The following is a 17,586-nucleotide window of genomic DNA, read 5'->3' on the forward strand; positions in this document are numbered from 1 at the left end:
GACCGCGAGTGTCGCGGCAGCGGATGAGGCATGCGGATGGCATGGCCTCGGAGGCGGCGACTACCACAGGCCGGGGAGGTCCGTGGGTGAGGGTCTCTGCGGCTCATTCGTTCGGGCGAAGCTGCCATGCCATCAGTTTGGATACGTCCCTTGTGGCCAAGAAGCGCTTCGGTATCCGTTCACGAGAGGGTGGTTCCGCATGACCGACCAGACCCCGTCGATCACCGACGCGACACTCACTGACATCGCCACCAACGGCATCTGGGGCGCCGGTCTCACCGTCAACCCGTCCGTCGTCGAAGTGGCCCAGGCGCTGCTGGCGGCCCTCCGGGGGGAGCCCGTCGGCGAACTCCCGTCGGAGCTCTCCGAGTTGGTGGCCGATATCCGGCAGGCCGCCACGGTCGAGCTGCCCCGCATCACGGCGCCCGACGGCGTCCGTCTGTCGGCGCTCAGCATCAAGCTGAACGACGGCAACCCGCACCCCGTCGTGATCGTGCCCGCCGGCTGGAACCCGTACGGCTGGCTGCCGTTCCTCTACGCGTACCTCACGCTGGCGCGGCGCGGCTACCACGTGCTGGCCTACTCGCCGCGCGGCATCGGCATCGCGGGGTGGCTGTCCACTTCCGAGGGCTTCATCGACGTGGCCGGGCCGAACGACTGGGCCGACGGCTCGGCCGTGATCGACTACGCGCAGGAGCACTTCACCCCCTCCCGGATCGGCTTCCTCGGCGAGTCCTACGGCTCCGGGATCAGCCAGCTGGTCGCCGCGCACGACCCGGCCGACCGGGTCGACGCCGTCGTCGCGCTGAGCACCTGGGGCAACCTGGCCACCAGCCTGTTCCACAACGACACCCGGCACCTCTCGGCCGTCCAGGCGCTGATCGGCTTCACCGGCGGCGCGCTGGAGGAGAAGTTCGACGAGGCCACCCAGCAACTCCTCAAGGACTTCCTCAGCGGGCAGAACCTGGAGGGCGTGGTCGCCTGGGGCACCGAGCGTTCCCCGGAGGCCTACCTGGACATCACCAACGAGCGCGACATTCCGACCTTCGTCTCGAACACCTGGCACGAGACGCTGTTCCCGGTCGCCTCGGTGATCGACACGTTCACCCGGCTGACCGTCCCGAAGCGCCTCAACCTGTGGATCGGCGACCACGGCGCCCCCGAGGGCCCGGGGCTGGCCGGTCTGGTCGGCGGCCTGCCGTTCCCCGGTCTGGCGGTGCCGATGCGGGAGGCCTACGAGTGGCTGGACCGCCACCTGCTCGGCGCGGACAACGACGTGCCGAGCTGGACGGCGGTGAACAACCAGACCATGTTCACCTACCGGACCATCGTCATCCCCGGCGGCACCAAGCTGATCACCGTCCCGGCGCGCCGCGAGCCGCACGGGGCCTGGGAGGACGTCACCACCGGCAGCGAGTCCTGGTATCTCACCGGCACGGGTGGTGCGGGCGACGGCGCGCTGTCCGACAAGCCGACCGCCGGGTGGTCGCGGGACTTCACCGCCGGGAACCTGACCGAGGCCACCGCGGTGAACGCCCTCATGGCGACCGGGCAGCAGGAGTGGTTCGGCAATCCCAAGGTCTACGACGTCGCCAAGTTCGACCGCGCGCAGCTGCTGGTCTGGTCGACCGACCCGCTCACCGGCCAGGGCGAGGTGGCGCGGCGGATCCGCGGCGCCGCCACCGTGAAGCTCACCGTGCGCAGCACGGCTGACGCCACCACGCTGGTGGCCTACCTGTACGACGTCGCGCCGGACGGCACCGCGCGGATCATCACCCACGAGCCGTACACGGCGACGAACCTGACCCCGAACGTCAACAGTGCCGTCAGCTGGGAGCTGCAGCCGGCCGCCTACGACCTGCCGGCCGGGCACCGCCTCGCCCTGGTCGTGAACAGCCGTGACCAGCTGTACTCCTTCGCGAGCGTGGACGGCAGCACCACCACGATCAGCTCGCAGACCGGCGGCGAGGCGAGCCTGGAGCTGCCGCTCGGCTGACCCGTTGTTCCGTCAGCGGCCCGTCGCCAACCTGCGGCGGGCCGTTGGCGTTCTCCTGGTCGCCGTCCTGGATCGGCCGCTGACCTGGGCAATCCCCGCAACAAGGTCCACGCGAACTTTTAACACACCTGTTCGCTTTCACGTGGCCTACGCCACAGTAACCTCGCCGCGAACAGAGGTACGATCACGCTCGCACCTCCGATCGGAGGGGTACCTACATGCAAGAGCCCAGAGGGGGAAGCTCAGTCATGTCCGCAATCCTGGACGGTACTCTCACTTACTCGAACACCGTCCCGCGTGCCACCGTCCACCGGGCCGCCATCTGTGAGGTCTTCCTCACCGACTCCGCCCGGGTCGCCGAGGGCGAGTACCTCATCGCCGCGCAGCTGCCGCGGGTGCACAGCTACTACAGCGACAACGTCACCGCGCCCGCCGCCTACGACCCGCTGCTGCTGGTCGAGGTCTTCCGCCAGGCGTCCATCTACGCCGCGCACACCTTCCTGGACGCGCCGCTGGACAACAAGTTCATCTTCGTCAGCGGGGAACTCAACATCACCGACCCGGAGGCTCTGCGGATCGGGGCCCGCCCCGGCCAGGCCGAGATCCGGGCCCACCAGGTCGACCTGAAGCGCCGGGACGGCGTCGTCACCGGCAGCACCCTCGACCTGGTCCTCTCGGTGGACGGCGACGAGGCCGCCACCATGCGCACCGTGTGCCAGTGGATGCCGGGTGCCGCCTGGGACCGGATGCGTGACAAGGGCCGCGCCGCCCTCACCCTGGCCCCGGCCCGGCCGCACCACACCGGGCGCCGGGTGCCGTCGATCTCCGTCGGCCGCGCCTCGGGGCAGAACGTCGTGCTGGCCGGGGTCGAGCTGGGGGGCCACGAGCTGCGCGCCCAGGTCGTCGTGGACCAGGGCAACCCGGCGCTGTTCGACCACCCGCTGGACCACATCCCGGGCGCGCTGATCTTCGAGGGCTTCCGCCAGTCCGCGATGTATGCGGCGCAGGAGCTGTTCGGACTCTCGTCGCGCAGCCTGCTGCTCTCCCGGGTGGAGACGGACTTCACCCGCTTCGGCGAGTTCGAGCTGCCGACCGACTGTGTCGTGCGGGTCGTGGAGTCGCCGGCGGCGGACACCGTCGCGTTCGAGATCAGCATGGTGCAGGAGGACGAGCAGATCGCCCGCGCCCGGGTGCACCTCGCCCGTACCAGCCCGATCACGGGTGCTCTGGAGAATCGTTTCGCCTATGCCGCGGCCAGTGCCTGAGCAGCGCGAAAAACCTGAGCAGCCCGAGAAGCCTGAGCAGCGCGAAAAAGCCGAACAGCCCGAACAGCCCGAACAGCCCGAGTCGCGGCGCCACGTCACTGTGCCATGTCACGGCGCCGCCACGTCACGGCACCGCAAGGAGACACCGCCATGTCCAAGCCCATGATCTGGTTCGACTTCGGCGGTGTGCTCTCGCCGCCGCTGGACGACCTCTTCGACTCGTACCACACCCGCACCGGCATCACCCCGCGCCAGCTGAAGACCGCCCTCGGCACCGTCGCCGGCGAGCTCGGCGTCGAACCGCTCGCGCCCATCGAACTCGCCATGCTCACCGAGGCCGAGTGGGGCGACGCCATGGTCCGCGTCCTGCGGGACGAGAACCCCGGCATCGACCTGACCCGCGCCCGCTTCGAGCGCTTCGGCGAGCAGTGGTTCGAGGGGGTCAACGCCAACCCGGTGATGACCGCGACCGTGCGGCACGCCAAGGAGAACGGCTTCCGGGTCGGCATCCTCAGCAACAACGTCGTGGAGTGGGAGCCGTACTGGCAGGCCATCGTGGCGCCCGCCGGGGAGGTCGACTGCGTGGTCGACTCCTGCAAGGTCGGGTTCCGCAAGCCCGACCCGGAGATCTTCCGCCTCGCCGAGCAGCAGGCGGGGGTGACGCCCGAGGAGTGCGTGCTGATCGACGACCTCCCCGAGAACTGCGTCGCCGCCCGCCGCTGCGGCTGGCGCGCGGTGCACTTCCGCAACAGTGCCCAGGCCGTACGGGAGTTGACCAGCCTGATCGGACTGCCCGCGCTCACCTGACCGCTCATCGGCTGTCCTCGGCCGCGCTCCCTCACCCCCACCTCCCACCGGAGAACGCATGACCACCGTCGTCCCGTCCGCGACCGCCACCGTCACGGACATCCCGCACCTGGACCCCGTCCCGGCCTTCACCCCGCTGACCGAGCCCGGACCAAACGGCGTGCCGCTGATCGAGCTGCCCAGCGGCCACTCCGCCGTCCACCTCACCCGCTACGCCGACGTCCACAAGCTGCTCACCGACCCGGCCTCCGGCCGCACCGAGACCAACGTCGACGGCGGGCCGAGCTTCCTGCCCACCGTGATGCCGAAGGAACTGCTGCTCAACCTGGACGCCCCGCACCACGCCCGGGTGCGCGGCTTCGTCGCCGCCGACTACAGCGCGACCGGCGTGGAGCGGCTGCGCCCGGTGCTCGACCGGGTGATCGAGGAGGGGATCGCGCGGCTGCGCACGGCCGAATCCCCGGACCTGTTCAGCGACCTGATCGACCGCGTGCCGATCACCGTCAACTGCCACTTCCTCGGCGTGCCGCTGGACGACGTCGACTACTTCCGGCCGTCCTCGCGGGTGGTGCAGATCGCCTCCCACGAGAACGTGCCCGACCTCGTCCAGCACTTCTACCAGGTCTACGGCTACGTCCAGGACCTGGTCACCGGCGCCCGGCCGGTGCTGCCCGGCGGCCTGATCGAGCAGTTCCGGGCCAACCGCGACCGCGTCGAACCCGCCATGGACGACGCCGAGTTGACCGGCATCTTCTTCGGCTCCCTGCTCGGCGCGGACCAGAACATCGTGTCCGTGCTCACCAAGTCGCTCTACACCCTGCTGGCCGCCCCGGCGCTGTGGCGCCGGCTCGCCGAGGAACCGGAGATCGCGCCGCGGCTGGCCGAGGAACTGATCCGGCTCATCCCGCTCGGCACCATCTCCGCCTTCCCGCGCATCGCGGGCCGGGACCTGGAGACCAGCGTCGGCCTGGTGCCCGAGGGCAGCGTCGTCTACCCGGACGCCTTCGCCGCCAACCGCGACCCGGAGGTGTTCCCGGACCCGCTGGTGATCGACCCCGACCGCCAACCGGCCAAGCGGCACCTGCAGTTCGGGTACGGGATGCACCACTGCATGGGCGCGGCGCTGGCCCGGATGGAGATCGTGTCCGTGCTGACCCGCCTGGCGCAGGAGTTCCCGACGCTGGCACTGGCCGTCGAGCCGGCGGACGTGCCGTGGGACATCGGCACGGTGCTGCGGCGGCCGACCTCGCTGCCGGTGCGGTGGTAGCCGCGCCGGTAGTCGCGGTGGCGGTCCGGTAGGTGCGTGAAAGGGCGGGTACGGGAAGCCGTACCCGCCCTTCGGGCATGGCCGGTCGGGCCGGCGTCCGCTACGGCTCGCCGAACCACTCGCGCAGCGTGCCGGCCAGCGGACCGCCGTCGGACGCCCAGGCCACGTAGCCGTCCGGGCGGACCAGGACGGCGTCCCACGGCAGCTTGCGGTTGCCCTCGGCCCGGACCACGCGCAGCAGGTGCGACCAGCCCTCGGCCTGCTTGCGGTGCGCCTCCTCGTCGGCGCCGAGCAGGAGCAGCACCGGGCGTCCGTCCAGCAGTAGACGGATGACGTCGGTGGGGCCGTCCTCGGTGGTGAGGGGGAGGTTGGGAAGGAAGTGTCCCTCCCAGGGGGAGCCGTCCGAGATGCGCGCCGGGTAGACGGTGTCCTGGGCGCTGATCATGTTGCCGAGGTGGGTGTTGGCACCCTCGACGCCGAGCAGTTCGGAGACCAGGTCGCGCAGCGGGTCCAGGCCCGGATCGGGCCGCATCAGGGCGAGTTGGGCGCGGGTGTTGTCGACCACCCGGCGGGCGACCGGGCGGCGCTCGGCGCTGTAGGTGTCCAACAGGTCCTTGCCCGCCGTGCCGGCCAGGGTGTGGGCGAGCTTCCAGGTGAGGTTGAGCGCGTCCTGCAGGCCGAGGTTGAGGCCCTGGCCGCCGACCGGGAAGTGCACGTGGGCGGCGTCGCCGGCCAGGAAGACCCGGCCCTTGCGGTAGTCGCACACCACGCGGGAGAAGTCGTTGAACTTGGAGAAGAACACCGGGTCCGTCATCGGCACCGCGTGGCCGAGGATGCGCTCGGCCTCGGATCGCAGCTCGCCTAGGGTGAGCGGGGCGTGGCGGTCGCGGTGCGGGCCACGGAAGTCGATGGTGAAGAAGCGGCTGTGCCCGTACGGGTTCACGCCCGCGATCGTCCAGCCGCGCGGGGTGCGGTTCCAGCCGGAGGGCACCCGGTGGGGGTCGCTGAGGCGGACCAGGCCGAGCAGGGCGGAGACGGTCGCCGGGTGGGTCTCGCTCGCGAAGCCGAGCAGGTCGCGCACGGTGCTGCGGGCGCCGTCCGCGGCCACGACGTACTCGGCGGTCAGCTGCCGTACGCCGTCCGGGCCCTCGGCGACGACCTCGACGGTGGCCGGGCCCTGGACGAGGTCGGTCACGGTGTGGCCGCGCAGGACGGTGACGCCGCGGGCGCGGGCCCGGGCCTCGAAGTCCCGCTCCAGGTCGGCCTGGGAGCGGCCGTAGATCGGCGCGGGCTCGGTGCCGGGGGCGGTGATGACCAGGCCGGGCAAGCCCGCGAAGTGGAAGGCGTCGGCGTTCGGACGGGCGAGGCCGGTGTCGGTGGCCTGGTGGGCGCGCAGGTGGCCGCGGCGGGCCAGGCCCTGGACGGTACGGGCGTGCAGGGTGCCGGCCTTGGGCTGGTCGACGGTCTCCGGGTTCGTCTCCAGAACGACGGTGGAGATGCCGTGATGGCCCAGCTCGGCGGCGACGAGCATGCCCACGGGGCCGCCCCCGATGACGACGACTTGGGCACGGGAAGTGGTGGCGGGATCCATGGGTGCGGAGGTCCTTTCCGGGTGGGGTAGGCGCGGACATGAGCGGCGCTCATGGGTGGGCGGCATGAACGGAGTTCATGGGCGGGTCCACATGAGTGGCGTTCATGGGCAAGGCGACATGAGTGGCGTTCATGGGCGAACTGCATGAGCTCCGCTCATGGCCGCGCGCATGAGCGGAGCTCATGGCGGTCGGCGCATGGGTGAGGGCCCGGCGCCGTTCGGGGGTGTCGGCGCCGGGCCCGGTCTCGGGGCGATGGTGCGGGAGGGCGGCCCGGGGGTAGCCGCCCTCCCGCGTCTCGGAACGGCCTCACGGCCGTGGTCATCGGGGGCTGTCAGGCCCGGACCGTCAGGCCTGAGCCTTCTGCCCGCCGCCGCGCAGCATGGCCGCGATCACGACGATCAGCACCACGCCGACGGCCGCGAGGCCCCACAGGACGGAGTGGAAGGCGTAGTCGTAGGCGCTGGCGAGGAAGTCCACGAAGCCCTTGTGGTCGGTGGCGCCGGACAGGTCGGCCGCTCCCGAGAGGTCGCCGCCGGCTGCCTGGTCGGCGACCTTGTCGGCCTGCGAGGCGCCCTCGTGCGCGCCGATGCCGTCGGTGATGCGGGTGCCGAGCACGGTGGCCAGCGCGGAGCCGTACACCGCGACGGCGACGGCCTCGCTGCCCAGGCGCAGGGTGTTGAGGAAGCCGGCCGCCATGCCCGCCTTGGCGGGGTCGACCAGTTCCAGTGCCTGGCCGTCGACCAGGCCGGCCGACAGGCCCATGCCGGCGCCGGTGATCAGCATCGGGGCCGCGAGCACCAGGACGGTGACGGAGGGGGAGAGCAGGGTGAGGGCGATGTCGCCGACGACCAGGCAGACCAGGCTGACGTAGATCAGGGTGAGCGCCGAGACGCCGCGGGTGACGAGCTTGACGGCGAGCATCGGGAAGACCAGCACGGGGGCGGTGAGCAGCAGCATCAGCACGCCGGCGGCGCCGGTGTTGCGGCCGGTGACGGCGGTCAGGTAGCTCGGCAGGTAGGTGAGCATGGTGACGAAGCCGAAGGAGGCGGCGACCGGCACCAGGCACAGGCCGACGAAGCGGCGGTTGCGCAGCACGCTCAGGTCCAGCATGGGGTGCGCGCTGCGGTTCTCGACGGCCGCGAAGACGGCCAGCACGACGACCGCGCCGACGAACAGGCCGATCACTCCGACGCTGCCCCAACCCCACTGGGAGCCCTGCACGATGGCGGTGGTGAGCAGCACCATGGCGACGACGAACAGTGCGCTGCCGGGGACGTCGATCCGTCCGCCGCTGCCGCTGTCGGAGGGCATGGCGCGGGAGATCGCGGGCACTGCGAGCAGGACGACGGCGAGGGCGACGGCGTGGACGGCGAACACCCAGCGCCAGCCGAGGCCCTGGACCAGTACGCCGGCGAGGGAGGGTCCGATGGCGACGCCGATGCCGGCGATGGTGCCGAACATGGCGAAGGCCTTGGCGCGGGCCGGGCCGTCGAAGACGGTGGAGACGATCGCCGCTCCGCAGGAGAAGATCGCGGCGCCGCCGATGCCGGTGAGGGCGCGGGCGGCGTCCAGCCAGATGACGTCGGTGGCGACGGCGCTGGCGAGCGAGGCGACGGCGTAGACGGCGACACCGGCGGCGAAGGCCTTGACCCGGCCGATGACATCGGCGATCGAGCCCCAGACCAGGGTGAAGCAGGCGAACGCGACGTTGAAGGCGTTCACCACCCACTGGAGCGGGGCGAGGTCGGCGTGGGTGCTGGTGCCGATGTCGGGGAGGGCGACCGCCGTGCCGGAGATGGACATGGGCACGACGAACACTGCGAGGAGAACCGCGGCCAGTGTCAGCGTTCGGCCGGGCTGCTGCGCTTCCGTTACCACCGGCGGCGTGGCAGACGACGTGGTCTGCGTACTCATGGGGCACAACTCCAGGCTCGGCCCGACCGCGGAACGGCCAGGTAAGGAATTTTTCGAACCTTACGGTGCCATGCGGGCGAGGTACGATGCAACCCATACCTGAGGATGTCTGAGGAAGGAGGATCCGATGCCCGACCCGGAAGGCCACCCCTCGACCGAGGAGATGGATCTGCGGATGGTCCTGAACGCACTCGCCGATCCGCTGCGCTACGGGGTGATCTCCGCCCTGTTGCAGGAAGCCGAGGGGGCGGCACGCACCTGCGCCTCCTTCAACCTTCCGGTCTCCAAGTCCACGATCACCCACCACTTCCGCGTCCTGCGCGAGGCCGGCCTGGTCCGTCAGGTCGACCGCGGCAACAGTCGCGCGGCCACCCTCCGCCGCGAGGACCTGGACAAGCGCTTCCCCGGACTGCTCGACCTGATCCGCGCAAATCCCTGAGCCGCGCAAATCCCTGAGCCGCGCAAATCTTTGAGCCGCGCGAACCCCTGAGCCGCGCGAACCCCTGAGCTCTCCGGGCGGGCGTCCGGAACCAAGGGGCGGTCAAGGAACCTTGACCGCCCCTTGGCCTCTCCTGCTGGTGACGGTGTGTCAAACTGTGCGCCCTCACAGGACGATGAGGAGACCCCGGTGGACCACGCGCGCCCCCTGATCGAGGACTTCCCCGCCCATCCCGACGGCGATCCCGCCGCAACCCTGGCCCGCGCCGTCCGGGACCGCCGTGCCGCCCTCGGCCTCACCCTCGCCGACCTCGCCACCCGCTCCGGTCTGCCCGAGACCCACCTGCGCGCGATCGAGGCCGGACACGCGATGCCGACGCTCGCGCTGCTGACGGTGCTGTCGAGGGCGCTGCACGAGGATCACCGGGCGGGCCTCCCGACGAGCCTTCCCCTCACGCGGGCCCCTCACGCCGGTTCGTAGGTGGTGTTGCGGACGAGGGAGCGGGCGTGGGGGGAGTCCATGGGGTGGGCGAAGAGGTAGCCCTGGCCGAGGGGGCAGCCCATGGCGGCGAGGAGGTCGCGCTGTTCGGGGTGTTCGATGCCCTCGGCGATGACCTGGACACCGAGGGTGTCGGCGATGCGGGCGATGCCCTCGACCAGGGCGTACTGCTGGTGGGAGTGGCCGAGGCCGTCGATGAAGGATTTGTCGATCTTGAGTAGGGAGATCGGGAACTCCCGCAGGTAGGAGAGCGAGGAGTAGCCGGTGCCGAAGTCGTCGATGGCGATGCCGACGCCGAGTCCGGAGAGGATGGCCATGTCGGCGTGGATGCGGTCGTCGCGGCGCATCAGGACGGATTCGGTGAGTTCCAGGACGAGGGTGTGCGGGTCGATGCCGGAGGTGGCGATGGCGTGGCGGACCACGTCGACGAAGCCCGCGTCGCGGAACTGGCGGGCGGAGACGTTGACGTTGACCCGGAGCGGGAGGCGGCCGGCGGTGGTGCGGGCGGTGGAGCTGGCGGCGTGCCAGGCGGCGGCCTCCTGGGTGGCGCGTTCGAGGACCCAGGCGCCGAGCGGGACGATCTGGCCGCTCTCCTCGGCGAGGGCGATGAATTCGTCGGGCAGGACCATGCCGCGCCGGTCGTGCGGCCAGCGGACCAGGGCTTCGAAGGCGACCAGGTCGCCGGTGCGCAGGTCGACGATCGGCTGGTAGTACAGCTGGAACGCCGATTCCGCGATCGCGGAGTCGAGGTGCTCGTTCATCTCGTGCCGTTCCACCAGCCCGGCCTGCAGGGCCGGCCGGTAGTGGCACCACTGGCGGCGGCCGGCCGCCTTGGCGGAGTAGAGCGCGAGGTCGGCGTGGGTGAGCAGTTCGGCGGCGTCGACGCTGTCCTCGGTGGTCGCCACGCCGATGCTGGCGTTCACCCGGACCGCGCCCGCCTTGAGCTTGAACGGCTCGGTGAAGACCTCCAGCACGCCGGCCGCGATGGTGTCCACGTCCGAGGTCCGCATCGCGTCCTCCACCAGCACCGCGAACTCGTCGCCGCCGAGCCGGGCGGCGGTGTCGGAGGAGCGCAGCGTGGTGGAGATCCGGAGGGAGACGGCGACCAGCAGCTCGTCGCCGACCGCGTGACCCTGGGTGTCGTTGACCACCTTGAAGTCGTCCAGGTCGATGAAGAGCACCCCGGTGACGGACCCGCTGCGCTCGCCGCGGGACAGCGCGTGCCCGACCCGGTCCTGGAACAGCACCCGGTTGGCAAGGCCGGTGAGGGAGTCGTGGAAGGCCCGGTGGGTCAGCTCGCGCTCCATCTGCCGCTGCTCGGTGACGTCGCGCAGGGTGAGCACCAGGGCGCCGACGGTCGGGTCGGCGCGCAGGTCGTTGAAGCGGACCTCGGCCTCGATCGGGGTGCGGTCCTGGCGCAGCAGCCGCCAGTGCTCGCGCAGCTGTTCCCTGGACTGTTCGCGGGGCTGCTCGCCGCGGGGCGGGGGTGTCGAGCCGCGCATCCGGGCGAGCGCCTTGCTGACGTCCCGGCTGTCCTCGGGCGGGACGAGGTCGATGAGCAGGGTGCCTTCCAGTGCGGGGTTGCCGAGCACGGACTCGGCGGAGGGGGAGGCGTAGCGCACGCCGTCGTCGGCGTCGAGGATCAGGATGACGTCGCTGGCGTTCTGGACGAGCGTGCGGAAGTACAGCTCGCTGTTGCGGCGGTTGACCTCCTGGCTCAGTACGACCCGTTCGACGGCGAGGGCGGCCTGCGCGGCGAGGATCTCCAGTGAGCTCCAGAGGCTGGCCAGTTCCTGCTCGGTGCCGGTGACGATGAGGGCGCCGATCAGCGGGTCGCCGGAGGGGCGTTCGGCGAGGGTGAGCGGGCAGATCAGGGCGTACGTCAGGCTGTCGAGGTGCCCGGTCAGCTCGTGGCCGGGCAGGTCGACGGACTCGACGGGCAGCAGTCGGCTCTCGCGGTAGGCGGCGAGGGCCAGCACCTGGTCGGAGTCGGAGGCGGTTCCCAGCCGATGCTCGGCCGCGTCGTGTTCGGCGTGCCGGACGTGCAGCACGCCGGCCTCGGCGACGGCGAGCAGGGCGACGTGCCCGGGTTCGGCGGGCATCAGGGTGGAGGCCGCGGACTGGACGGCGTCCGCGGCCTCCACCACGGTGACGGCCGCGGTCAGCCGGGCGCCCGCCTCGCGCAGCGCCCGTTCGCGGGCGATGGCCTGTCTGCGGGCGGAGACGACCACCGCGAGCCGGGCGAGTACGAGCAGGTAGAGGAGCGCGGAGAAGGCGCCGATCACGCCCGCGTTGCCGGTGTTCCCGTTCAGCGATTCGATGATCAGGATCGCCGGGGCGATCAGCGAGGTGAGGGTGAGCAGGACGAGCCGGGCGGCACTGAGGTCCGGTTGCTGGGTGGGGACGGGTCTGGTCAGCTCGACCATCGACGGGTGCAGGGCGGCCGCGCCCCAGGCGGTGTAGAAGGCGGCCCAGCCGAGTTCGACGGGCGTGCCGATGCGCCAGGTGCCGTGCAGCTGGATCAGCCCGTACAGCACGTCGGAGACGAGCAGGCCGACGGTGCCGACGGCGAGCAGCTGCAGCGAGCGGGAGTTGCCGCCGCGCGGGGTCAGCAGGCGCAGCAGCAGGGCGAGGACGACCACGTCGCCGAGCGGGTAGGCCATCGAGACGGCCCGCTGGAACCAGGTCAGGTCGGGGCTGTGGGTGTACGGGAGGATCAGGTAGATCCAGGAGAGCAGGGCCAGGCCGATGGTGGGGATCAGCGCGTCGAGCAGTCCGGCGCGGTCCTGACGGGCGGTGCGCCAGCGGATGAAGCCGAGCACGCCGGCCGCGTACAGCACGAACTCGGCGAGGTAGAAGCCGTCCGCGACGGAGGGGAACGGGTTGGGCAGGTGCAGGATGTCCAGCTGGACCGCCTGCACCACTTCGCCTGCGGTGAAGCTCAGGTTGGCGAGCGCCAGCAGGTACCAGAAGCGCGCGTGCGCGGGGTGGTTGAGGCGGATGCCGACCACGATGGCGGCGACGCCGCCGAGGCCGATGCCCGTCCACCAGATGATCCGTTGGCCCGGGTTGGTGTAGTAGATGCCGGTGAACAGCACCATCCAGAGCAGGTAACAGGCCATCAGGCGTTGTCGCCGGCGTGTCAACGAGGCTACCTCCTCCGCGACATCGCCCCGCCGGTCGGGCGGGGGAGTTCGGGCGAGGGCGGGGCCCGGGCGGTCCGGGTGTCACCGGGCGTCCGAGGGCTGGGGACTGGGCGCGTGTCGGCGGTCGGGACCGGGCGCGTACTCGTGCTCGGACCGGCGCTTCTTCGCGCACGTGCGCGGCGTCCGGTCGGTGGGCGACCGGACGTTACTCAATGTGCCGTGAGTGCGTATAGTCGGAAATGTCGCACCCCCAAGCATTCTGCCGCCACAGCACGAGGTCAAGCCGGTGGATGACGCAGCAGACAGCGCACAGGGCGTACGAACGGATGCGAGTTCCGGACGTCACGCCGTGGTCCGCAACGACAACGGTCAGTACGCGGTCTGGCCGGGGGACTTGACCGTTCCCGGCGGGTGGCGGCAGGTGTACGGCCCGGCCGAGCGGGCCGACTGCCGGGCCTGGGTGGAGCGGGAGTGGCGGCCGGCGGAGCTGGGGTTCGCGGGTTCCGAGGGCGTCCGGCGGGCCCCGGCCGGGTTCGCCGACACGGTGCACGGGCTGTTCCGCACGCGGGCGGCGCACGACCCGCAGGCGCTCGCCGTCATCGCCGAGGGCACCACGCTGAGTTACCGCGAACTCGACCTGCGCAGCGACCGGTTGGCCTCCGAGCTGCGGGCGTACGGAACGGGGCCGGAGCAGGTGGTGCCGATCTGCCTGGAACGCGGGGCCGGGCTGGTGACCGCCTGGCTGGGCGTGCTCAAGGCGGGCGGGGCCTTCCTGCCGCTGGACCCGGCGCATCCGCCGCGGCGGCTGGCGCGGCTGGTGGAGGACAGCGGGGCCCGGGTGGTGATCACCGACGGTCACGAGTTTCCGGGGGTGACGGCGGTGCGGGTGGACGGCGGCGGCGTGGGGGACGCCCCGGCCTCGGCCCCGTCCCCGTCGAAGGGCGGCGCCGGGCCCGGGCAGCCCCGGCCCGACGACTTCAGCGGGACCGGCACCGGCACCGGCACCAGGACCGGGACCGAGGTCGGGCAAGCCCGGCTCGGCGACGGCGTCGTACCGGACGACCTCGCGTACCTGATCTACACCTCCGGCACGACCGGCCGCCCCAAGGGCGTCCCGGTCACCCACCGTGCGCTGGTGTTCACCCTCGACCGGATCGTCCACGCATACCGGCTCGCGCCCGGCGAGCGCGTCCTTCAGCTGGCCGCACTGGGCTCCGACACCGCGCTCGAGCAGGTGCTGGGCGCGCTGCTCGCGGGCGCGACGGTCGTCCTGGGCGGCGGCAGTGGGGGCGGCACCTGGGCGCCCACCGAGCTGGTCGGCCGGCTGCCCGGGCTCGGCCTGGCCGTCGCCGACTTCACCCCCGCCTACTGGCACCACGTGCTCGACCTGCTCCCGTCCGGCGGAGGCGGCCCGGACAGGCTGCGCCTGGTGGTGGTCGGCGGGGACGTCGTGCACGCCGCCGACTGCCGAGGCTGCCTGGAGCGGCTGCCGGGCACGCGGCTGCTCAACGCGTACGGGGTCACCGAGGCGGCCGTCACCTCGATGCTCTGCGAGGTCACGGCGGAGCTGCTGGACGGCGCGGGCACGGGCGGGGCCCCGGCCGCGCCGGTGCCGATCGGGCGGCCGCTGCCGGGCGTGCGGGTGCACGTGCTGGACTCGCGGCTGCGCCCGGTCCGGCCCGGCGAGAAGGGACACATCCACCTCGGCGGGCCCGGTCTCGCCCGGGGCTACTGGCGCAGCCCCGGGCTCACCGCCGAAACGTTCCTGCCCGACCCGTACGCGCCGCTGCCCGGCGAGCGGATGTACCGCACCGGCGACGCCGGACGGTGGCGGGCGGACGGCCAGCTGGAGATCCTCGGGCGCTTCGACGACCAGATGAAGGTGCGCGGCCACCGGGTGGACCCGGCGGAGATCGAGGCGGTGCTGGCCGCGCATCCGGACGTCCGGCAGGCCCGGGTCTCGGCCGGCGGGACGGCGGCGGACGGCAGCCGGGCCCTCACCGCCTACTACACGCTCGCGGCCGGGGCGGTGGACGGCGCCGCGGGGATCCGGGCGTTCCTGGCCGAGCGGCTGCCGGAGTACCTGGTGCCGGCCGAGTTCGTGCCGCTGGAGGCGATGCCGCTCACGGCGGCCGGCAAGATCGACCGGCGCCGGCTGCCGGACGCCCCGGTACGGACGGCGCCCAAGGCGGCGGACGCGGGCGGTGGCGAGGGCTATCCGATCGAGGAGGCGGTCGGGCACCTCTGGGCGGAGCTGCTCGGCGTCGAGACCGTCGGCCCCGACGACGACTTCTTCGCACTCGGCGGCACCTCGCTGCTGGCGATGGAGATGCTGGCGCGCGCCCGGATCATGTTCGGCGTCGACGTCGGCCGGGTGCGGACGCTCACCCGCGCGCTGCTGCGCGAGCCCGAGCTGCGGCCCTTCGCGGCGGCGCTGCAGGAGGCGCGTAGGGGCGGCGGTGGCGTGGGCGGCGGCGCGCACACGGAACCGGGCGGAGGCGGCCCGAGCGCCAGGGAAGCACCGGTCGACTGGTTCGCGGAGGCCCGGCTCACCGACCCCGTCGGCCAGTCCTGGAGCCCCGCGCCCTCCCGCGCTGAACCCGCCGAGATCCTGCTCACCGGCGCCACCGGCTTCTGCGGCGCGCACCTGCTGCACGCGCTGCTCGCCACCACCCGGGCCCGGATCCACTGCCTGGTTCGGGCGCCCGACGAGGAGCACGCCCTGGAACGGCTGCGGGCCACCCAGCAGCGCTTCCTGCGGCACGACCTCGCCGACAGCCGGGTGGTGCCGCTGGTGGGCGACCTCACCAAGGACCGAATAGGGCTCACAGAACGTCGGTTCCACTGGATGGCGGGCAACCTGGACGCGATCCACCACCTCGGCGGGCAGGTCAACTTCCTCTACCCGTACCGCCAGCTGCGCGACTCCAACGTCGGCGGCACCCGCGAGATCGTCCGGCTCGCCGGGCACAGTCGGGGCATCCCCGTGCACTACCTCTCCACCCTCGCCGTCCTGGCCGGCTTCGGAGCGGCGGGCGTCGGCAAGGTCACCGAGCGGACCCAGCTGGCCCACCCCGAACGGATCGGCGTCGGCTACGTCGAGAGCAAATGGGTGGCCGAGCAGCTGCTGCACAACGCGGCCGACGTCGGGCTGCCGGTCACCGTGCTGCGCACCAACGACGTCACCGGGGACCTGACCAACGGCGTGATGAACACCGGTACCGAACTGTGCGCGCTGATCAAGTACCTGGCGGACAGCGGGACATGCCCGGACGTCGAGCTGCTGCTCGACTTCGTCCCGGCCGACCGTTTCACCCACGCCATCGCCCACATCGCCGCCCACGCGCCCGCCGACGGAGAGGTCTACCACCTCACCTCGCCGCAGCCGGGCGTCCTCGCCGACCTCGCCGACCGGCTGCGGGCGCGCGGCCACCGGATCGTCCAACTGCCCTACGGGGAATGGGTGCAGGGCCTGGTCCGGTTCGCGGCCGGGAACCCGACCCATCCGATCGCGCCGTTCGTCCCCCTGTTCGTGGATCGCGCGCCCGGGTCGGAGCTGTCGATCAGCGAGATGTACTTCCGGCCGACGTTCCCCCTGTTCGACCGGGCGAACACGGACGCGGCGCTGGTCGGGAGCGGCATCGAACTACCGCCGGTGGGCGATGAATTGATCGACCACTACCTGGCGGAGCTGGAGGCGGAAGGATATCTGGGGGAGGCGCGATGAGCGGCCGCCCCGACGCCGCCGCCACCTTCGACGCGCTGGACCTCCGACTCGCCCCGGGCGACGGCCCGGTGGCGTTCGGCGGCGCACTCGGGCCGCGGGAGCTGCTGGCGGCGTACCGGCGCGGACTGTTCCCGCTGCCGGCCGCGGACATGTACGCGAGCGCGTACAACGAGGCGGTGTACGGGGACGCCGTCGAAGCGGGGGAGCTGCCGCTGCTGCCGGGCGCGGAGGACCCGTACGCGCTGGCGTGGTGGTCGCCCGACCCCCGGCCGGTGATCGCGGCCGACGGCGTACGGCTCGGGAGCCGGCTGGCCCGGCGACTGCGCAACCGGTCGGCGTGGTGGACGAGCGCGGACCGGGCCTTCGGGCAGGTGCTGGCGGCCTGCGCCGATGGGCGTCAACCGGTGTGGCTCACCGATGAGTTGGCGTCGATGATGGCACAGCTGCACGCGCTCGGGGCGGCACACAGCGCGGAGGTGTGGGAGGGGGAGGAGCTGATCGGCGGGGTGTTCGGGGTGGCGGTCGGGCCGGTGCTGAGCCTCGACTCGATGTTCCACCGCCGCCCGGACGCCGCCCGGGTCGCCGTCGCCGACCTCGGCGCGCGGTTCGGTGCGGCCGGCGGGCGGCTGCTCGACGCGCAGTGGGACGGACCGCACGTGCGCAGCCTGGGGGCGGAGCCGATGGCGCGCTCGCGCTACCTCGCGGAGCTGGCCGCCGGGGGCGACGCGGCGGGCCCACTGCCCGGCGAGGCGCGGCCGGTGGCACGGCTGGGGGCGCGGCCGGTGGCGGGACGAGCGACAGGGCCGGGGGCAGGGCGAGCGACGGGGCCGGCGGCAGGACGAGCGGCACGCCTAGGGTGACCACTGGTTCACCCGGCGTTGGTCGTCCGTTTGGCCTGCCTTCGACAAACTTATTCCTCGTCAGTAACATGACGC

General features: G+C 72.2%; 11 protein-coding genes. 8 read left to right on the plus strand and 3 right to left on the minus strand.

The window, feature by feature from the left end; translation table 11 throughout:
- The first annotated feature begins 199 nt into the window (after positions 1–199).
- From ACZ51D_RS11930 to ACZ51D_RS11945, 4 genes are all read left to right on the plus strand, one after another.
- Positions 200–1,996 (plus strand): alpha/beta fold hydrolase, encoded by a 1,797-nt coding sequence (locus ACZ51D_RS11930; RefSeq protein WP_465622013.1) that lies wholly within the window; start codon positions 200–202, stop codon positions 1,994–1,996.
- Between the two features lie 248 nt (positions 1,997–2,244).
- Positions 2,245–3,261 carry a ScbA/BarX family gamma-butyrolactone biosynthesis protein gene (locus tag ACZ51D_RS11935; protein WP_465622011.1) on the plus strand — a complete coding sequence of 339 codons (1,017 nt, stop codon included), beginning with the start codon at positions 2,245–2,247 and terminating at the stop codon, positions 3,259–3,261.
- A 150-nt stretch (positions 3,262–3,411) separates the two neighbouring features.
- Complete coding sequence (locus ACZ51D_RS11940) at positions 3,412–4,068, plus strand: HAD family hydrolase (protein ID WP_465662095.1); 657 nt, start codon at positions 3,412–3,414, stop codon at positions 4,066–4,068.
- 58 nt (positions 4,069–4,126) lie between these two features.
- The gene (locus ACZ51D_RS11945) at positions 4,127–5,335 is read left to right on the plus strand and encodes a cytochrome P450 (RefSeq protein WP_465622006.1); all 1,209 of its coding nucleotides are present in this window, start codon (positions 4,127–4,129) and stop codon (positions 5,333–5,335) included.
- A gap of 100 nt (positions 5,336–5,435) precedes the next feature.
- Here ACZ51D_RS11945 and ACZ51D_RS11950 read toward each other — a convergent pair whose 3' ends face one another.
- Together ACZ51D_RS11950 and ACZ51D_RS11955 are read right to left on the minus strand one after the other, a co-directional pair.
- Positions 5,436–6,926: an FAD-dependent monooxygenase gene (locus ACZ51D_RS11950; protein ID WP_465622004.1), complete on the minus strand. Its 1,491-nt coding sequence runs from the start codon at positions 6,924–6,926 to the stop codon at positions 5,436–5,438.
- Between the two features lie 346 nt (positions 6,927–7,272).
- The gene (locus tag ACZ51D_RS11955; RefSeq protein WP_465622002.1) at positions 7,273–8,841 is read right to left on the minus strand and encodes an MFS transporter; all 1,569 of its coding nucleotides are present in this window, start codon (positions 8,839–8,841) and stop codon (positions 7,273–7,275) included.
- A gap of 127 nt (positions 8,842–8,968) precedes the next feature.
- Here ACZ51D_RS11955 and ACZ51D_RS11960 point away from each other — a divergent pair, with 127 nt between their 5' ends.
- Positions 8,969–9,280 carry an ArsR/SmtB family transcription factor gene (locus ACZ51D_RS11960; protein ID WP_465622000.1) on the plus strand — a complete coding sequence of 104 codons (312 nt, stop codon included), beginning with the start codon at positions 8,969–8,971 and terminating at the stop codon, positions 9,278–9,280.
- A gap of 189 nt (positions 9,281–9,469) precedes the next feature.
- A complete protein-coding gene (locus tag ACZ51D_RS11965) occupies positions 9,470–9,760 on the plus strand; it encodes a helix-turn-helix domain-containing protein (RefSeq protein ID WP_465621998.1) in 291 nt (96 codons plus the stop codon).
- On the opposite strand, the gene ACZ51D_RS11970 is transcribed toward ACZ51D_RS11965, so the two are convergent.
- On the minus strand, positions 9,745–12,924 hold the full coding sequence (locus ACZ51D_RS11970) for a putative bifunctional diguanylate cyclase/phosphodiesterase (protein ID WP_465621996.1): 3,180 nt from the start codon (positions 12,922–12,924) through the stop codon (positions 9,745–9,747). The genes ACZ51D_RS11965 and ACZ51D_RS11970 overlap by 16 nt on opposite strands.
- 286 nt (positions 12,925–13,210) lie before the next feature.
- On the opposite strand from ACZ51D_RS11970, the gene ACZ51D_RS11975 reads away from it, so the two are divergent.
- A complete protein-coding gene (locus ACZ51D_RS11975; protein WP_465662097.1) occupies positions 13,211–16,651 on the plus strand; it encodes an amino acid adenylation domain-containing protein in 3,441 nt (1,146 codons plus the stop codon).
- Positions 16,648–17,511 (plus strand): leucyl/phenylalanyl-tRNA--protein transferase, encoded by an 864-nt coding sequence (locus tag ACZ51D_RS11980; protein ID WP_465621992.1) that lies wholly within the window; start codon positions 16,648–16,650, stop codon positions 17,509–17,511. The genes ACZ51D_RS11975 and ACZ51D_RS11980 overlap by 4 nt, the downstream gene beginning before the upstream one ends.
- Positions 17,512–17,586 lie beyond the last annotated feature (75 nt).

It is taken from the genome of Kitasatospora sp. NPDC033851 (genome assembly GCF_055576085.1).

Coding starts and splice junctions, on each gene's coding strand:
- ACZ51D_RS11980 (WP_465621992.1), top strand. CDS start 16,648: ATGAGCGGCCGCCCCGACGCCGCCGCCACCTTCGACGCGCTGGACCTC.
- ACZ51D_RS11935 (WP_465622011.1), top strand. CDS start 2,245: ATGTCCGCAATCCTGGACGGTACTCTCACTTACTCGAACACCGTCCCG.
- ACZ51D_RS11930 (WP_465622013.1), top strand. CDS start 200: ATGACCGACCAGACCCCGTCGATCACCGACGCGACACTCACTGACATC.
- ACZ51D_RS11945 (WP_465622006.1), top strand. CDS start 4,127: ATGACCACCGTCGTCCCGTCCGCGACCGCCACCGTCACGGACATCCCG.
- ACZ51D_RS11940 (WP_465662095.1), top strand. CDS start 3,412: ATGTCCAAGCCCATGATCTGGTTCGACTTCGGCGGTGTGCTCTCGCCG.
- ACZ51D_RS11955 (WP_465622002.1), bottom strand. CDS start 8,841: ATGAGTACGCAGACCACGTCGTCTGCCACGCCGCCGGTGGTAACGGAA.
- ACZ51D_RS11960 (WP_465622000.1), top strand. CDS start 8,969: ATGCCCGACCCGGAAGGCCACCCCTCGACCGAGGAGATGGATCTGCGG.
- ACZ51D_RS11950 (WP_465622004.1), bottom strand. CDS start 6,926: ATGGATCCCGCCACCACTTCCCGTGCCCAAGTCGTCGTCATCGGGGGC.